Below are 17,378 nucleotides of genomic sequence, written 5' to 3' on the forward strand. Positions count from 1 at the left end.
GAAGACGGCAGGAGAAGTAGGCGAGAGACAATCCTGGTGCGACGATCGAACCGTCGAGGTAGGCCAGCACGACGGCGGCCGGATATCCGCCACCGGGCAGCTCCTACTGGTCGGTGGCTGCCGGCGAGGGCGTGAATCGGCGCCATTCGCGCGCCTTTTCGCCGGTGAGGTCGGGGACGGGAGGGACGACAGGCCGGTATTCCTCTGCGGTCGTGTTCGATGCGGCGGCTTCGATCACCGTGCTGTGTGGTGGCGAATCGAGTGATCGCCGCGAGGTCGGGGATGTAGCCGTCGGTGGTGTCAACGGTGAGGGTGGGCACGCTCATGGTGACCGGCACGAAGGCGTGGGTACCGGCGTCGCGGGCCGCGATCACCGCGCGGTCGTTGTGCGCGTGGCGGTGAGCGTCGGTTTCGGCGCGGTGGGTGATGCGGTGGTGGGTCACCGGAGTCTGTAGGTGAAACGGAAAGGTTTGGTTCGGGCGTGCGCCGATCAGGGCTGCGTCTTATCGTCGCTCTGTCAATTCTCCGTCTCGGGTGCTGCAGCTGTCCATCCGTCACCGGAGACCGAGGGTCCGGTGACGCCCCATTCCGATTCGCCGTCGACGGAGTCGCGGTAGTACTCACCGGCGGTGGAGGGGGGTCGCCCTCGACCACTGGTTCCTCGGCGTCGAGTAGCGCTTGTTCCTAGGCGTCCTCGTCAGGGTCTCCGGGTTCTGCTGTCACGGGTCGGCCCTCCATTGTCTCGGATTGGGATGGTGGGGTACTGACGCTCGTCGCCGCTGCGAAAACTCCGGCGGCCACGGCGACAAACACCGCAGCGGCGACCACAATAGTCTTTGCATTCGGCCTGTTCACAGGATCGCCTCCTTTCGCTACCACTACTAGAGGCGCCCGTCGATTCGTAATGCTGGGTGCACCCAGTTCGGGGATCGGCGTTCCTTGAAGGCGCGGAAGCCCTCGATCGATTCGGGCGCGCCCAGACCGGATTGCATTCCGATGCGGTCGTAGAGGCCGATGTAGTTGTCCAGACTGGCCTTGACCACCGTGCGGGCACTCGGCGCGGTGCGGCAACACTGTGCGAGCACTTCGCGGGCAGCCTCGGGTAGGTCGTCGTGTGGAACGACGCGGGCGACCATGCCCCAGTCCAGCGCCTCCTGGGCCGACAGGGTGCGGCCGGTGAACATCAGGTCGCGGGTCCGGACCGGTCCGATGAGCCGGGCCAGCATGTGGCTGTAGTACGTGTCGGCGATTCCGCGGTACAGCTCGGGCACCCGGAAAGTGGCCTTGTCGCTGACGACGGCCATATCGGCGCACAGGGCGATTTGGAGGCCGCCGCCCTGGCACAACCCGTTGACGGCGGCCACCACCGGTTTGGCCGACTGGCGCAGGGTATCGAAGGGTAGTGCGTCCATGCCCAGTGCACGGCCGAAGGTCATCCAGTTGTCGTCACCGCCACCGCCCATATCGCCGCCGGGAGCGAAGACATCACCTGTACCGGTGATCAACAATCCCGCCAGATCGGCATCGGAAGCCACGTGGGTGACCGCGTACTTGATGCCGAAGTACATCGCCGGCGTCATGGCGTTGCGCGCCTCCGGCCGGTCGAGGATACAGACCCCGAACGGGCCCTCGCGGTCGAACCGGAGGAACTTCGTGCCCAGCCAGTCGCCTTCCGGAGGTCTCGGATGTTGTGTTGTTTCAGGGGGTTCGGTCATTGATTTCCTTCGCAGCGGAACTGTCTTGCCGGCGGCGGGTGCCGGGTACGCAGCTCTACGGGATTTTGGTGAGGACGTTCTCGGCGAACCGTTCGATCGGTTCCCGGTAGCGTTCGGCGGGCAGTTCGTGGCCGTGGTGGGCACGGGAAGCGGTATCGCCGGTCGTCGCCCACGGCCTGCACATCACCGCGGTCACGCCGAGATCCTCGGCGCGGGTGAACGTCTCGACCGTCGGCTGGTCGCGCAGGGCCAGCATGATCTCGAAAGGCTCGTGATCGCGTCCGTACTCGCGGCGCATGGCATTGAGCTCGGTGACTTTCTGTGCGGCGTCTTCCCAGGTGTAGGCGTTACCCACCCACCCGTCGCACAGCCGTGCTGCCCGGCGCAGCGCCGCGTGGGACTCGCCGCCACACATGATCGGCACGGGATTACGCGGGTGCGGCTCCAGCATCAATTCCGGCACCTGGTAGTGCTTTCCACACCACGACACCCAGCCGCCCTGCCATAGCGCGGGCAGCGCCCGAATCATCTCGTCGAGTCGTTTGCCCCGGTTGGTGAAGTCCTGGCCCATCACTTCGAACTCTTCACGCATCCATCCCGCGCCGACGGTCAGCGCTACCCGATCCGCCGAGAGAACCGCCGCGGTGGCGACCTGTTTGGCGACCTCGAGCAATGGGCGAGCCGGAGCGATGTACACGGCATTGGTGAACCGGATTCGCTGGGTCACCGCGGCCATCGCGCCGATGAGTACCCACGAGTCGGGCCAGGCGGTCTCCGGTGTCCACATCGGCTTACCGGTGGGCGAGGGATACGGAGACGTCAGGTGCCGGGGATAGATCATGTGGTCGGAGACCGCGATTCCGTCGAAGCCCGCCTCATCGAGCATGCGCGCGACGGGGACGGCTTCGGTGGTGTGCATGAACGCTGTGCCGGTCCAGATCTGCATTCTCGTCCTCAGCCAGGGGAATCGGTGGGGCGGCCGGTGAACCAGATGTTCTCCTCGCGCAGCGCCCGGCTGCGCCAACCGTCGCTGGTGAGTACCAGGTCGTGGTGGTAATAACCGCCACACGCGCTTACTTCTGTCGAACCCGGGAGTTGCATCGGGTTGTAGAACATGGCGCGCACGGTCGCGGTCCCGGGACCGCGCGCGAGCACTTCGATGTTGGTGATGTAGTGCATGCTCCACGGCAACGCACCGAAATTCGCGGCGAACCAGTCGACGACCTCGTCGCGGCTGCCGACAGCGGCTCCGGCCGACGAGTAGTCGATGTGGGCGTCGGCGGTGAACACCGAGCGGTACAGCTCCCAGTCCTTGGTGTCGACGGCGCGGGCGTACTGATACAACAGCGCGGCGATCTGGGCATCACCGGCGATCGCACCGGCGTCCTGCGCGTTCGTCACTTCGGTTCTCTCCTGTTCGTCCTGCGAGTAGTGCGCCGCCCCGAACACACTGCGTCCGATGATCCGACGCACGTCGCGGCACCGTGCCGGGACCGGTTCCTGACGGCCATGGACGGTTCACTCCTTCCGACCTGCGCGGTAAATGGCCCTCTACTCATGAGAGAATGGCCTTCTCCAACCTAGGTGATCACACAGGACGGCTGGGGGGTTTCGCGAAATCGCGTAATCGACGAGAGGGAGGGGGAGAGTCGGCGGCCGGGTCGGCATGGTCCACCACTGGAACACGCGTATGCACGAAGGCTTGGAAGGTGCCGCGGGCCGAGTACGCTGACCAACGCCCGGAATCAACCCTCGACGCTCATCTCGGGGGAGGGCTGCCGGACCGCTGCGGCGGTCGATGATCGATATTCCACGCTGTGCAGGTCGCGACAACCGAGGGATGCCGATATGCCTGATGGAAAGCCGAATATTCTCGTTATCTGGGGTGACGACATCGGAATCACCAACCTGAGTTGCTACAGCGACGGTCTCATGGGCTATCGCACCCCGAATATCGATCGGATCGCCGACGAGGGGATGCGGTTCACCGATTCCTACGGCGAGCAGAGCTGCACCGCGGGCCGGGCCGCATTCATCAGCGGACAGAGCGTGTACCGCACCGGTATGAGCAAGGTCGGTATGCCGGGAGCCGATATCGGCTGGGCCGCCGAAGACCCGACCATCGCAGAATTGCTGAAACCGCTCGGCTACGCGACGGGCCAATTCGGCAAGAATCACTTCGGGGATCTGAACAAGTACCTGCCGACCGTGCACGGCTTCGACGAGTTCTTCGGCAACCTCTATCACCTCAACGCCGAAGAGGAACCCGAAAGCTACGACTACCCGCACGCCGACCGCTTCCCCCGGCTGCACGAATTCGCACTGCCCCGCGGCGTACTCCGGTGTAAGGCGACCCCCGAGGTCTCCACCGAACCCGACGATCCGAGGTTCGGGCCGGTCGGCAAGCAGAGCATTGTGGACACCGGTCCGCTGAATACAAAACGTATGGAGACCATCGACGACGATATCGCCGACGCGACGGTCGATTACATCAAGCGCCAGCACGCGGAAGGAAATCCGTTCTTCGTCTGGTGCAATTTCACCCATATGCACCTCTACACCCACGTGAAGCCCGAGAGCCGCGGCCAGGCCGGGCTGTGGCAGTCGTCCTACCACGACGCCATGATCGACCACGACAACAATGTCGGAACCGTGCTCGATGTGCTCGACGAACTCGGTATCGCCGAGGACACCATCGTCATCTACTCCACCGATAACGGCCCGCACCGCAACACTTGGCCGGATGCGGGTATGACTCCGTTCCGGAGTGAGAAGGACACCAACTGGGAGGGTGCGTTCCGGGTCCCGGAATTGATCCGCTGGCCGGGAAAGATCAAGGCCGGTTCGGTGTCCAACGACATCATCCAGCATCACGATTGGCTCCCGACGCTGCTGGCCGCGGCGGGCGAGCCGGATATCGCCGGCAAACTGAAGAAGGGGCACGTCGCCGGTGCCGACGGCAAGACCGAGTACAAGGTCCATATCGACGGTTTCAATCTGCTGCCGTACCTCACCGGCGAGGAAGAGACGAGCCCGCGGCGCGGTTTCTTCTATTTCTCCGATGACGGCGATCTGGTCGCCATGCGGTTCGAGAACTGGAAAGCGGTCTTCCTGGAGCAGCGGTGCCCGGGGACCCTGAAGGTGTGGGCCGAACCGTTCGTCCATCTACGTGTGCCCAAGCTCTTCAATCTGCGCACCGATCCGTTCGAATTCGCCGATGTCACCTCGAATACCTACTACGAGTGGCTGTTACGCCACGACTACTTCATCCTCTATATGAGCGCGATGGCATCGCAGTTCCTGGAGACGTTCCGGGAATTCCCGCCGCGGCACGAACCCGCCAGCTTCAATGTCGACCATGCGGTCGAGAAGCTCCAGAAGTTCCTGGCCAAGGACTGAGGCGTGCTCGATACCTGGACCGACGGCCGGACGAAGTCGGCGATCGTCGACTTCGTCGGCCGGGTCACGACCGACGGGCCGGATTATGTCGAGCCGGACGCCCGCGTAGCCGTTTTCGACAACGACGGCACGCTGTGGTGTGAAAAACCCATGTACATCCAGCTGGACTTCCTGCTGCGCCGCTTCAAGGAACAGGCCGAGGCGGACCCGTCGTTACGGGACAAGCAGCCCTACCGGGCCGCCTACACCGGAGACCTGACTTGGCTGGGCGACGCCGTGACCAAGCACTATCAGGGTGACGACAGCGATCTCCAACCGCTGATGGCCGCGATCCTGGCCGCGCATCCGGCGATCACGGTCGAGCAGCACGCCGCCAGGATCGCGGCGTTCTTCGACGAGGCGCGGCATCCGACGCTCGGGCGGCCGTACACGGCATGCGGGTATGTGCCGATGGTCGAATTGCTGCGATATCTGGAAGCGAACGAATTCACCTGTTACATCGTCTCCGGCGGTGGACGCGATTTCATGCGGCCCGTTTCAGGGCCGATGTACGGGATTCCCCCGGAGCGGGTGGTCGGCAGCACCGTTGGTCTCGTCTACGAGAACACCGACGTGTACACGACCGCCGAAATGGAGTTCGTCGACGACGGGCCCGGCAAACCCGTCCGGCTGTGGAGCCGGATCGGGCGCCGGCCGATCTTCGCGGCCGGTAATTCGAACGGCGATATCGAAATGCTGGAGTTCACCGCCGCGTCCGAGCACCCCTCGATGCAACTGCTGGTTCTGCACGATGATGCCGAACGCGAATTCGACTACACCGCGGGCGCGGAGAAAATATTGGACCGGGCGGCCGCCGCGGGCTGGACCGTGGCCGGTATCAAAAACGATTGGACCACGGTTTTCGGTGACTGACACTCGCATATCCGAACTCGCGGTCGCCGCGGATTCGGTCTGGATCCCGGCCCGGACCGCAACTGTCGGAGCCGATAACGAATATCCGGAGGAAGGACCGTCCAAGGAAGTCACCACCGACGGTTTCTGGATGCAGAAGTTCCAGGTGACCAACGCCCGGTTCGCCGAATTCGTCGCCGCCACCGGCTACATCACGGTCGCCGAGCGGCCGCTGAATCCCGACGATTTCCCAGGAGCACCGCCGGAGAATCTGCAACCGGGTTCGATGGTGTTCCGCCGGACGGCCGGCCCGGTGGACCTGAAGCATATGAGTCAGTGGTGGACCTGGACGCCGGGCGCATGCTGGAACCACCCCCGCGGACCACGCTCGTCGCTGCGTAATCGCGAGAACCATCCCGTGGTGCATATCGCGTTCGAAGACGCCGAGGCCTATGCGGACTGGGCGGGACTCGCCTTGCCGACCGAGACCGAATGGGAGGTGGCGGCCCGCGGCGGACTCGACCACGCGACCTACACGTGGGGCGACGAACCCGAACCGGCGGGCCGGAAGCTGGCCAACTACTGGCACGGTGAATTCCCGTACCTCCCGGACACCGGATACGGGCAGACCACCCCGGTGGGCAACTTCCCGGCCAACGGCTACGGCCTGTTCGATATGGCCGGCAACGTCTGGGAGTGGACCACCGACTACTACGGCGAGGACCGCGCCACCACACCGTGCTGCGCCGAGGGATCCTACGACCGCTCCCAGCCGCAGTTCCCCATCCCGCGACGAGTGGTCAAGGGCGGATCGTTCCTGTGCGCGGACAGCTACTGCATGCGTTACCGGCCCTCGGCCCGCCGGCCCCAGATGGTCGATACGGGTATGAGCCATATCGGCTTCCGCTGCGTGCTGCGCTGACCACGAGGGTTACACAAGTGCAGCTGGTCGTAGCCGGGCGATGATGCCGTCGAGGTCGACGGCGAAAATATCGGGCCGGAAGACGTGGCCGCCGGGTACCTCGTGCCATTCGTGCGGGATGCCTGCGTCGCCGAGGCGGGCGCGGAACTCTCGTTGGCCGGCGAGCACTTCGGTCTCGTTGACGCTGCCGAACCAGTTGATCGGGTCCGGACTGGTGCCCGCGACCAGGAAGATCCGTTTGTTCACGTAGCTGCCGATACGCTCGACCGGGTTGTCGGCGCTGACCCTGGCCTGGTTCCACACCGGCGCGCCGTAGATCGTTCCGCCGGCCAGGTCCGAGGTTGCCGAGGACAGGTTTGCCCAGTGCACGACCAGGCCGGAGTCGCGCCGCAGGCTCGCCGGGCCGGAATGGCTGCTGACCGAGGCGAAGTGGCCGTAGTACTTGGCGGTGTACTTCAGCGCACCGAAGCCGCCCATCGAGAACCCGGCGACGGCACGGCCGTCGTACTCGGCGTACGTCCGGAAATTCGCTTCGATCCAGGGGATCAGTTGGGCGATATGGAACGTCTCCCAGTTGCGTGGGCCGACGAACGAGCTGACCGGGTTGGAATACCAGCCCGCGCGCCCGCCGTCGGGCATTACGACGATGATCGGTTTTCCGGCGGTGAGGTCGCGGATACCCAGGAATTCGAAACTGCGGAAATCCTGGTCGCCGCCGCCGTGGAACAAGTAGAGGACGGGATAGGTGCGCCCACTGGTGCGGTAGTCGTCGGGAAGTAAGACGTTGATTCCGGGGTTCCAGCCGATCGCGCTGGTCTGGAACCGGTAATACCACATGCGGGGGTCGTCCTCGTTGCGGTCCACGATCGATAGTCCGAACCCGTTGCCGCGCCCGGCGAATACGACCAGGACCTCTCCGGTATCGACGACGCCGGGATCGTCGATGCCGTTGACAGCGGCGATCAGCGGAGAGAACGAGGCGTCGCCGTAGAAGCGCGACGCCAGCTCCGGCAACGTGTCTCCCGCGACAACCTTGTATCTCGTGAGGTCGGGGATGATCAGTTGCCGACCGATATCGGGGTCGGTGATCCCGCTTGCCGCGGCGATCAGTCGAGATAGTTCCGGGTCGCCGTAGAAGCGTGACGCCAGCTCCGGCACCGTGTCCCCGGCGAGGAATTCGTATCTCGTGAAGTCGGGAATTACCAGCTGTTGCCCGATATCGACGACGTCGGCATCGGCGATCCGGCCGACGGTCTCGACGACATCGGGGTCGGTGATTCCGCTTGCTGTGGCGATGAGGCGGTATAGTTCCGCGTCGCCGTAGAAGCGCAATGCCAAGGCCGGCAGCGTTTCCCCGGCGACAACGGTGTGTGTTGTGACCATACGATCCACCCGTTCAATAGCAGATGGCTCTAGTGTCCAACTCTGGGGATTCGTTGTCCATACTCGGCCGCATATGGTTGTCGAGCGGAAACCGTTGCAGGAGAACGAACGGCCGTCCCGCACGGCCTTCGACTGCCGCTTCGAACGGCTCGGCGCCGGACTCGACGGACGACCGGCCGCGCTACCAGGATTCGCTGTACCGCAGTGGTGAGTGCGCGCCCGGGCGGACGTCGGGTACCAGAACGGTGGTGTGCCAGCGGTCTTCTTCCCACAGATTTGCGGGGAGGTCCGTGTGTAGCCGGTGTTCCAGGGGTTGGGCCAGCGCGATGACCAGGGTGGTGCGTTCGACCAGGCGGCGGCGCTCCCAGGTCATCGGGCCCGAAACTTCCAGCACGCCGGGGCCCGGTCCGATGGTCGCGGGGATGTCGACGGCCAGTGGCTCCGCGGTCCAGGTGGTGGGGTAGTCGTAGTACCGGGCGATATAGGTGCGGGGTGCGGACTCGGTGCCGAACGACAGCGCGGACAGCGCCCAATCGACGCTGGGGAGACCGAAGAGGTCCCAGAACTGTGCCGACAGCCAGGAGTGGATCGGCAGGGCGATCGTCCGGTCGTTCCGGGGGATCGCCGGGGAATCCATGTGCAGCAGGGTGATTTCGTTGTTGCGTATGCGCATACCCGAGGTCGCTGGGTCGGTCATCAGGCGGTTGTGACGGTGTGGCCGTACGGGACGGCGTCGAGCAGTGTGACCGCGATTTCGGTGCCGTTGGGTACCTGGTAGCGGCGTTGGTCGCCGCGGCGGGCCCCGGTGAGCGCGGCGCCCAGAGGGGAGTCGGGGGAGTAGACCTCGAGATCGGCGTGTTCGGCGTCGCGGCTGCCGAGGAGGAATGTCTCGGTATCGTCGGTGCCGTCGTAGCGGACGGTGAGCACCATGCCGGGCTCCGCGATTCCGTCATCCGGCGGATCTTCGCCGAATACGGCGTTGCTCAGCAGGTTCCGGATATGCGCGATACGGGCCGTGCGCTGGTGCCGGGCGGCGAGCCGATCTTGCGTGTCGGCGGTTTCGGGGTCACCGGCGGTCTCGGCGGCGAGCAGTTCGGTGAGCTCGGCCTCGAGTTGTTCGCGGGCGTGCGTTGTCAGCCAGATGGGCGGGCTGCTGGTCATAACCGTCCTACAGGTTTCGATAGGGAAAGCGGATGCCGGGTGGCGGGTGGCGGGGCGGGATCAGCGCCGCCGACCCGACGGCAGAGAGCTCCGTGGAGCCGGGTTCTGACGACACCGGCTCCACGGATGGGGAAAAGGCCGAGAGCTCAGCCGGATGCCGGGGCCGCCACCCGGCCTCGTGCTGCTCGTTCGCGGTCGAGCCGACTCGTTACGCGCGCCATGCTCACCTCCACGTCGAACGATGCGCTGTCCCAGCCATGATGACGCGGTAATCAGCGGCGCGCATGTCCGTGCGGCACAGTCCGGGCCCAACCAGTTGTTCGATTTCTACAACGGTGGTCAATCGTCGCCGAAGGCCGCGAGATCGATCGTCATCGCCAGCCGGGTGCGGGCATCGTCGAGCTCCAGCACGGCGACTTCGCGCATTTTCCGCAGCCGATTGCGGACGGTATTCGGGTGGACGCCGAGCTGGCCGGCGGCTTCGGCGAGATCGCCTTGGTTGTCGAGCCACGCGCGTAACGTCGCGACGTAAGTGGTGGCGTGCGTCGCGTCGTATCGGCGCAGCTCCGCGACCGGCCCGCGGGCCGGTATCCGGCCGGTCCGCGCGGCAGCACGCAACCGCTGCAGCAGGATCTGGCCCCAGGATTCGTCATAGGCCGGGGAGGCGATATCGGTCGCGCCTTGTTCGTGCAGCGCCAGGCATTCGTCCGCCTCCTGCCGCGAGGCCGGCAGATCGGTGGCCGTGGCCGGTCCGCCGATACCGGCCGACAGTGTGACGCGGGCGGGGAGGGCGGCCCGCAGCGCCGCTACCCAGTCGCGTGCGGTCCGGACCTGTTCGCCGGGCAGGATCGTGTAGACGGTGTTATCGGACAGTGTGCTGCGGCCCGGGCGTGACCAGCCGAAACCGAAGGTGGCCTGTTCGAAGGCAAGCAGTAACCCGGCATGGCGTTCCGCCGAGATCTGGGCACGCACCGCGACCACTCGCAACGGGGCCGGCGCCAACCCGAGGCGGCCGACCACGGTCGCCGCGTCCGGGCTGCCTTCGAGTAGCCGGATCACCAGTTCGGATTCCACCTGGCGTTCCAAATCCGCGCTGGCCCGCGACCGCAGCAGATGCAGCGCCACGGTCCGGGCGCCGTCGGCCAGCGCGGCACGGCGGGCGCTCGGCAACGGCTCGGCGCAGGCCACCCATACCGAGCCGAGCAGTTCCCGGCCCACGCGCACCGCAACCACCATTCGTCCGTCGAGGCCGTGCGCGGTATCCGGTTCGACGAACAGCGGTTCGTCGGACCTCAGCAGGTGCGCGTGCACACCGCGCGATTCGAAGTGTTCCCGCAGCCCGGCCGGCTGCTGCCGGTACAACGCCGTCTCCGCCAGCGCTCGGTCGGCATTGCCGTGCAGGGTGGAGTGGGCCATCACGCGCGATAGCGGATCCTCGATGGTCACCGCCCCGTCGACCGCGTCCGCGAGACTGTCCGCCAGCGCGAAAAGGTCCGTGGGACCGCGTCCGGACGCGGTTTCCCGCCCTTCCAGCACCAGCCCGAAGACCACTCCCGCGAGCTGGCTCCACGACACCGCGGGGTCGATCAGCAGCACCGCGACCCCGCCGCCGGGCCCGATCGCGGCCGTCTCCCGTTCGGCGTCGGCGCCCCCGCGTACCAGCACGGCGACCGCCTTCGCCGCCCGAGCCCCGAGCACCGCCTCGTTCACGGACCCGGCGCCGACGGCGAGGAAGATATCGCCGGGTGCGGCCTCCGACCCGGTCGCGTCGAGCATCGCGACACTGCGGATCATGGTCGCCCGCGACACCGGACAGCAGCGCAACCGCACGCCGTACCCGCCGAGCACGTTGACGAGATGATCCAACCGCACCATGAGCGACTCCTCAGGCTGTCATCACCGCACGCCGGACGGTTTCGCGGAGCAGCGTGCGGCGCCGGTCGTGCGCCTCCCGCGGCTCCTCGCCGGTGGCGGCATAGACGTTGCTGACGGGCGACCAGGCCATGGACATGGAGATCACCAGCGCCATCACGTCGAATGGGTCGCCGGGACATACGAGGCCCGCTGTCTGAGCCTCGGCGATGGCGCGGAGTTTGTGATCGTCGAGCCGGTCGGCATCGTCGACCAGATGGCCGGCTGGCCGGCGCTCCAGGCGCGCCCAGGTGGCCAGCCGGATGAGGTCGGGGCGGCGGAGGTACTCGTCGTACAACCGCACGGCCCAGTCCGCGAGATCGGTCGCGTCGATGGGGACGACGTTCACGATTCGTTCCAGCGAATCGGCGAAGATGGCGTCGAACAGGCCTTCCTTACTGCCGAAATAGCCGTAGAGCTGTGCCTTGTTCGTGCGGGCGTCGGCGACGACCCGTTCGATACGGGCCCCGGCGATACCGTGCGCGGCGAACTCCCGGTTCGCCGCCTCGAGGATGCGCTCGCGGGTGGCGGCGCCGCGGGCGGTCAGCGGCCGATCGGTCATACCATCCAACTTACAACAGAACAGTCTGTTTACCTCTGGCCGATCGGCGGTTATGCTCAATAGACAGAACAGTCTGTTTAGGGAGCTGGTATGAGAACGACGGTCGGATGGCAGGCGGACAGCGCCATGACGTTACGGCGGGCAACTGTCCCGCGCCGGGACCTGCGGCCCGACGATCTCGCGGTGCGGGTGGACTACTGCGGCGTATGCCACAGCGATCTCCATGCCGTCCGTGAGCATCACGGCGCTGCGGACCCGGTGCTCGTGCCGGGACACGAGTTCACCGGCGTGGTAACCGAGGTCGGCAGTGATGTCTCCGGATTCGGTGTGGGCGATTCGGTAGCGGTCGGCAATATCGTCGACTCCTGCGGTGCCTGCGCCATGTGCCGAGCCGGTCAGGAGAACTTCTGCCGCGAATTCCCCACGCTCACCTACGGCGGTACCGATAGGCGGGACGGGTCGACCACCTTGGGGGCCTACTCCCGCGGATACCTCGTCCGCGAGCGGTTCGCCTACCACCTGCCCGCCGGACTCGACCCCGCCGGAGCGGCTCCCCTGCTGTGCGCCGGAATCACGGTCTGGGAGCCGATGCGAGCCCTCGGCATCGGGCCGGGTAGCCGCGTCGCGGTGGTCGGGCTCGGTGGCCTGGGGCATCTGGCGGTCAAGTTGTCCGTCGCGCTGGGCGCGGAGACCGTGGTGGTCAGCAGATCCCGGGACAAAGCGGCCGACGCCCGCCGGCTCGGCGCGCACGAGTTCCTGGTCTCGGCGAATGAGACCGAAATGGACGCCGCCAGAGACAGTTTCGACGTCGTTATCGATACGATTTCGGTTCCACACGACCTCGGGCCCTACCTTCGGCTGGTCGCTCTGGACGGCACTCTCAGTCAGGTCGGGTACCTGGGACCGGTCACCGTGCAGACCACCGATCTGCTCATCGGACGCAAGAAACTCGGCTCGGGAGGTAGTGGTGGCCGCCCGGCCACCGCCGCGCTACTGGAATTCTGCGCCCGCCACGACATCACAGCTGATATCGAAGTCCTGCCGTCGGCACAAGTGAACGAAGCCCTCGATCGGCTCGAACGTAACGACGTCCGCTACCGCTTCGTGCTCGACCTGTCCGACCTGGCCTGACCGAGTAGCGAGTCGCCGAATCTCACCGCATCGCCCGGCGTATCCGGCTCAGGCGACCGGTGCCGATCGTTCGAGACCGGGGATCTCGCCGTTGCGGAAGGCGTCGACGAAAAGCTCGTGGTCTTCGCGAGTGCGGCGGGCATAGGCCTGACCGAAAGCGACCATATCCCGCACGAATTGTTCCTCGTCGGAGCCGATGGCCGCGATGATCGCGTCCTCGCTCTGGAATTCGACGAGGGTTTGCTCGGAGTCGGCGTCGGAGACGCAGTGCATACCCGCGGTGGCCTGGCCGAGGTATTCGATCACCGGCTGCATCTCCATCGGCTCGGTGAGGTCGGACCAGTCGAGATCGTCGACATACGGGGAGAGTTCGGAGACCACGAAGCCTTCCCCGTCGATCTCGGTATAGCCGAGCCAGGGGTCGGCGTGGGCCTGTAGCGCGCGCTGGGAGACCGCGGTGCGGTGCCCGTGGTGGTGGAAGTAGTCGCGGATCCGCTCGTCGCGCACGATCCGGCTGGGCGCGGCCACGTTCCCCTGTTTCATGGACAGGATCACGTCGTTCTCCAGCGCCTCGGTCTGGCCCTCCACCAGAATGTTGTATGCGGGCAGGCCTGCCGAACCGATCCCGAAACCCTTGCGGCCAACGATGTCCTTGACCTCGTAGGTGATGCTCCGGAAACGCTTGTGCTCCGGGATCGTTTCGAGGTATCGGGTGAACGCGTCCAGTACGAGTGCGCGCTCCTCGTCGCCCACCGGTCGGACATCCTTGCCGGGGCGGAACCGCCGTTCGTAGTTCTCGACAACCGTGGTGTTCGCCAGCAGGGCGGTGCGGGTGTTCATCCGGGCATCGAGCAGCACATCGTGCACCGGGCCCTCGGTGTTGCGCAGATGCAGTTTGAAATCCTGCTCGTCGCGGGTGCCGGCGTGGAAGTCGCGCACCATACGCACGTAGGAACGCACATAGGTCGCGATCAACGCCTCGATATCGGCATCGGAAACGGCCTTCCGGCGGGCCAGTAGCGCCACGCTCGCGCAGAACCGTTTGATATCCCAGGTGAACGAGCCCAGGTAGGCCTCGTCGAAATCGTTGACGTCGAAGACGAATTGACCCGCCGAATCCATATAGGTGCCGAAATTCTCCGCGTGCAGATCGCCCTGAATCCAGATCCTGCCGGTCCGCTCATCGGCCCACCGGTCTTCGGCGGTGGCCATATCGTTGTAGAACAGGCAGGCGGACCCGCGGTAGAAGGCGAACGGGTTGTCCGCCATTTTGCGGAATTTCTTGCGGAACGCGCTCGGGTCGGCGGCGATCATATCCCCGAAAGCGCCGGCGAAGACCTCGACGATCTCGGCCTTACGGTCGTGTGCACTGCGCTCGTTCATCCCGTTCTGCGTACCCACGGTGTCGGCTCGGTCCTCTCGTCCGGAAGTTTTCTCCGCCGGGCGCCCGGACCGGGCAGCGGAGGCGGTGGGTTCGATCGTGCCAGAACCACGCCCGCCGCGTCCGCACTGCCTCGAACACGGATGTGGTCCCGGTGGATCTGCCGCTATCGCCGGTATGCCGAGCCCGGGTGGTCGGCGGACAGCAGCGGACCGTCACCGCCCAGCTTCTCCCGCAAGGTGGAGGTCTCGGTGCACTCCGGAACCCGCCCGCGGCGGCGTAACTCCGGCACCACGTGACGGGAGAAATCGGCGAAGGTCCCCGGTGTGGTCACGTAGGCGATATTGAAGCCGTCGATATCGGCCTCGTCGACCCAGCGTTCCAGCTCATCGGCGACTTCCCCGGGTGACCCGGCGACAACAGGCCCCCGCCCACCGATCCCGAGCGAGGTGGCGAGGTCCCGCGGTGTCCAGGTGCGAGTCGGGTCCGAGGTGAAGGAAGTCAGCGCCGAGCGGTTGGCTTCCGTTTCGACATGCTGCAACGGCTCGTCCGGGTCGGCCTGGGACAGGTCCACTCCGGTCCACCCGCCGAACAGGGCCAGCGCTCCCTCCACGCTCACGAACTCTTCGTAGGACCGCAGTTCGGCCAGCGCTTGTTCCCGGGTTTCGGCCACGATCGGGGTGAGCATGGTGAACACCTTGATCGACCGGGGATCGCGGCCGAGTTCGGCCGCTGCCTCGCGTAGCGCGCGCACCGGTCGCTTCACCACCTCGGGGTTCGGGCCCGAAACGAATACCGCTTCCGCGTGCGCGGCGGCGAACCGGACCCCGCGCGGGGAAGCGCCGGCCTGGAACAGGGTGGGAGTGCGTTGTGGCGACGGTTCGCAGAGGAAGGGCCCCGGCACCGTGAAGTAGCGACCTTTGTGCTCGATATCGTGGACCTTCGCCGGATCCGTGAACACACCGCGGTCCGGATCCCGCTGCACCGCATCGTGTTCCCACGACGACTCCCACAGCTTGTAGCAGACCTCGAGATACTCCTCGGCGATCTCGTATCGTTCGTCGTGCGGAATCTGGCTGTCCAGTCCCAGGTTCGCCGCGGCACTGGCCAGATACGAGGTGACGATATTCCACGCGACCCGCCCGCCGGTGAGGTGGTCGAGTGTGGTGAGCCGCCGGGCCAGTGCGTACGGCTGCTCGTAGGTCAGCGAGATCGTGACCCCGAAGCCCAGCCGTTCGGTGACCGCGGCCATCGCCGAGACCGCCAGGGTGGGATCGTTCACCGGGAACTGCGCGGCATCGGTGACCGCCGCGTCGCGGGAGCCGCCGTACACGTCGTAGGCGCCGAGTACATCGGCGAGGAACAGTGCGTCGAAGCCGCCGTCCTCCAGCGAGCGGGCGAGCTCGGTCCAGTAGCCGAGTTCGTTGTAGCGGTGGCCCTGGTCGGCGGGATGTTTCCACAGTCCGGGTGACTGATGGCCGACACAGGCCATATCGAAGGCGTTGAGATATATGCGTTTCATCAGACCTCGCTGAGATCGTCGCGATAGGTTTCGCGGGCCGCCACGGCCGCTACGGCCGTGAGCGCGGACACCACGATGAAATAGCCGACGATGAGCCACGGCCGTCCACCGCCGGCGACCAGCAGAGCGGCCGCGATGAGCGGGGCGAATCCGCCGGAGAGCACCGCTCCGATGTGATAGCCGAGCGAGGTTCCGCTGTAGCGGACCCGGGTATCGAACAGTTCCGCGAACCAGGCGGCCTGCGGGCCGTACATGGCGTCGTGCAGGACGTTGACACCGAAAACGATGGCCAGGACTATCGCGAGTTCCGACCCGCTGTCGACTGCCAGGAAGAACAAGGCGAGGGCGACCGGCCCGCCCACGGCGCCGAACAGGTACAGCGGCCGGCGGCCGACCCGGTCCGACAGCCATGACCACAGCGGGGTGCTGAGGAGTCCGAGTGCGGAGGCGATCAACACGCCGACGAGCCCCACCTGGCTGTCCTTGCCGAATTCGTCCTGGAGGTAGGTCAGGGAGTAGGTGGTCAGCAGGACGAACAGCCCGATCTGGGAGAGCCGTAAACCGGTGGTCAGCAGCACATTCCGTGGTTGGGTGCGCAGCACCTCGACAACAGGGAGCCGCGCCACCTCGTCCCGTTCGCGCAGCCGGTCGAAGATCTGCGCGTCGGTCAGCCGGAGCCGGATCAGCAAACCGACCACCACCAGCACGATGCTCAGCAGGAACGGGATCCGCCATCCCCAGTCGAGGAAGGCTTGTTCACCGGATACGGCGCGCACCACATAGAAGACTCCGGTCGCCAACAGCATTCCCGCCGGCGATCCGAGCTGGGTGAAGCTGCCGTACCATCCGCGCTTTCCGGCCGGCGCGTGTTCGACCGACAGCAGCGCCGCGCCACCCCATTCGGCGCCGACCGCCAGGCCCTGCAGCACCCGCAGTGTCGCGAGCAGCGCCGGGGCCACCAGTCCGACCTGGGCGTAGGTGGGCAACACACCGATCGCGGTGGTGGTCGCGCCCATCAGCAGCAACGCGACCACCAGCACGGTTTTGCGACCGATCCGGTCACCGAGATGTCCCGAGATGATCGCGCCGACGGGGCGGGCGCCGAAACCGGCCGCGTAGGTGGCGAAGGTGGCCAGGGTGCCCGCGGTGGAGGAGACATTCGGGAAGAAAAGGGGTTTGAACACCAGTGCGGCGGCTGTCGCGTAGAGGTAGAAGTCGTACCACTCGATGGTGGTGCCGATCATGCTCCCGAACGCCACGGTCCGCGGTGACGGCCGAGCACCCGGTGGGGCCTCGGGACTGCTGATCGCGATACTCACCGGCGGGAACTTAGCGGTCGAACGTGTGCATGCAGAGGTTTGTTCTCGTCGTGATCACAATTGGGGCCGGCCGCGGGACCG

At 66.0% G+C, this 17,378-nt stretch carries 16 protein-coding genes; 5 read left to right on the plus strand and 11 right to left on the minus strand.

The features are described from left to right. The first annotated feature begins 212 nt into the window (after positions 1-212). Positions 213-455 carry a hypothetical protein gene (locus tag ABZ827_RS04630; RefSeq protein WP_357232788.1) on the plus strand — a complete coding sequence of 81 codons (243 nt, stop codon included), beginning with the start codon at positions 213-215 and terminating at the stop codon, positions 453-455. A 426-nt stretch (positions 456-881) separates the two neighbouring features. Here ABZ827_RS04630 and ABZ827_RS04635 read toward each other — a convergent pair whose 3' ends face one another. The 3 genes from ABZ827_RS04635 to ABZ827_RS04645 are packed head-to-tail and all read right to left on the minus strand — an operon-like array spanning position 882 to position 3,089. Further along, positions 882-1,715 carry an enoyl-CoA hydratase/isomerase family protein gene (locus tag ABZ827_RS04635; RefSeq protein ID WP_357232789.1) on the minus strand — a complete coding sequence of 278 codons (834 nt, stop codon included), beginning with the start codon at positions 1,713-1,715 and terminating at the stop codon, positions 882-884. A gap of 55 nt (positions 1,716-1,770) precedes the next feature. Next, positions 1,771-2,661 (minus strand): TIGR03619 family F420-dependent LLM class oxidoreductase, encoded by an 891-nt coding sequence (locus ABZ827_RS04640; RefSeq protein WP_357232791.1) that lies wholly within the window; start codon positions 2,659-2,661, stop codon positions 1,771-1,773. 8 nt (positions 2,662-2,669) lie between these two features. Then, positions 2,670-3,089 carry a nuclear transport factor 2 family protein gene (locus ABZ827_RS04645; protein ID WP_357234487.1) on the minus strand — a complete coding sequence of 140 codons (420 nt, stop codon included), beginning with the start codon at positions 3,087-3,089 and terminating at the stop codon, positions 2,670-2,672. A gap of 474 nt (positions 3,090-3,563) precedes the next feature. Between ABZ827_RS04645 and ABZ827_RS04650 the strand changes: the two genes are divergently transcribed. The 3 genes from ABZ827_RS04650 to ABZ827_RS04660 are packed head-to-tail and all read left to right on the plus strand — an operon-like array spanning position 3,564 to position 6,927. Beyond that, on the plus strand, positions 3,564-5,114 hold the full coding sequence (locus tag ABZ827_RS04650; RefSeq protein ID WP_357232793.1) for an arylsulfatase: 1,551 nt from the start codon (positions 3,564-3,566) through the stop codon (positions 5,112-5,114). Between the two features lie 3 nt (positions 5,115-5,117). Further along, entirely contained in the window at positions 5,118-6,026 is a 909-nt protein-coding gene (locus tag ABZ827_RS04655) for an HAD family hydrolase (protein WP_357232795.1), read from the plus strand. Continuing rightward, a complete protein-coding gene (locus ABZ827_RS04660) occupies positions 6,019-6,927 on the plus strand; it encodes a formylglycine-generating enzyme family protein (RefSeq protein ID WP_357232797.1) in 909 nt (302 codons plus the stop codon). The genes ABZ827_RS04655 and ABZ827_RS04660 overlap by 8 nt, the downstream gene beginning before the upstream one ends. A 9-nt stretch (positions 6,928-6,936) precedes the next feature. Here the strand turns inward: ABZ827_RS04660 and ABZ827_RS04665 are convergent, their stop codons facing one another. The 5 genes from ABZ827_RS04665 to ABZ827_RS04685 all read right to left on the minus strand — a co-directional run bounded on the left by ABZ827_RS04665 (position 6,937) and on the right by ABZ827_RS04685 (position 11,944). Beyond that, a complete protein-coding gene (locus tag ABZ827_RS04665; RefSeq protein ID WP_357232799.1) occupies positions 6,937-8,310 on the minus strand; it encodes an alpha/beta hydrolase-fold protein in 1,374 nt (457 codons plus the stop codon). 181 nt (positions 8,311-8,491) lie between these two features. After that, on the minus strand, positions 8,492-9,007 hold the full coding sequence (locus tag ABZ827_RS04670; RefSeq protein ID WP_357232801.1) for a hypothetical protein: 516 nt from the start codon (positions 9,005-9,007) through the stop codon (positions 8,492-8,494). Further along, on the minus strand, positions 9,007-9,471 hold the full coding sequence (locus ABZ827_RS04675) for a GreA/GreB family elongation factor (protein ID WP_357232803.1): 465 nt from the start codon (positions 9,469-9,471) through the stop codon (positions 9,007-9,009). Before ABZ827_RS04675 ends, ABZ827_RS04670 begins: the two co-directional genes overlap by 1 nt. A gap of 339 nt (positions 9,472-9,810) precedes the next feature. Continuing rightward, a complete protein-coding gene (locus ABZ827_RS04680) occupies positions 9,811-11,346 on the minus strand; it encodes a helix-turn-helix domain-containing protein (RefSeq protein WP_357232805.1) in 1,536 nt (511 codons plus the stop codon). Positions 11,347-11,356: 10 nt separating this feature from the next. Then, positions 11,357-11,944 carry a TetR family transcriptional regulator gene (locus ABZ827_RS04685; RefSeq protein ID WP_357232807.1) on the minus strand — a complete coding sequence of 196 codons (588 nt, stop codon included), beginning with the start codon at positions 11,942-11,944 and terminating at the stop codon, positions 11,357-11,359. Positions 11,945-12,034: 90 nt separating this feature from the next. Between ABZ827_RS04685 and ABZ827_RS04690 the strand changes: the two genes are divergently transcribed. Continuing rightward, positions 12,035-13,075, plus strand: coding sequence for an NAD(P)-dependent alcohol dehydrogenase (locus ABZ827_RS04690; protein WP_357232808.1), 1,041 nt, complete (start codon positions 12,035-12,037; stop codon positions 13,073-13,075). 48 nt (positions 13,076-13,123) lie between these two features. Here ABZ827_RS04690 and ABZ827_RS04695 read toward each other — a convergent pair whose 3' ends face one another. The 3 genes from ABZ827_RS04695 to ABZ827_RS04705 form a co-directional block, all read right to left on the minus strand. Next, complete coding sequence (locus ABZ827_RS04695; RefSeq protein ID WP_357232810.1) at positions 13,124-14,458, minus strand: DUF2252 domain-containing protein; 1,335 nt, start codon at positions 14,456-14,458, stop codon at positions 13,124-13,126. A 164-nt stretch (positions 14,459-14,622) separates the two neighbouring features. Beyond that, entirely contained in the window at positions 14,623-15,978 is a 1,356-nt protein-coding gene (locus ABZ827_RS04700) for an LLM class flavin-dependent oxidoreductase (protein ID WP_357232812.1), read from the minus strand. Continuing rightward, complete coding sequence (locus tag ABZ827_RS04705) at positions 15,978-17,222, minus strand: MFS transporter (protein WP_357234490.1); 1,245 nt, start codon at positions 17,220-17,222, stop codon at positions 15,978-15,980. The genes ABZ827_RS04700 and ABZ827_RS04705 overlap by 1 nt, the downstream gene beginning before the upstream one ends. Between the last annotated feature and the right edge of the window lie 156 nt (positions 17,223-17,378).

It is taken from the genome of Nocardia sp. NPDC019395, assembly GCF_040632335.1.
Lineage (GTDB): Bacteria > Actinomycetota > Actinomycetes > Mycobacteriales > Mycobacteriaceae > Nocardia.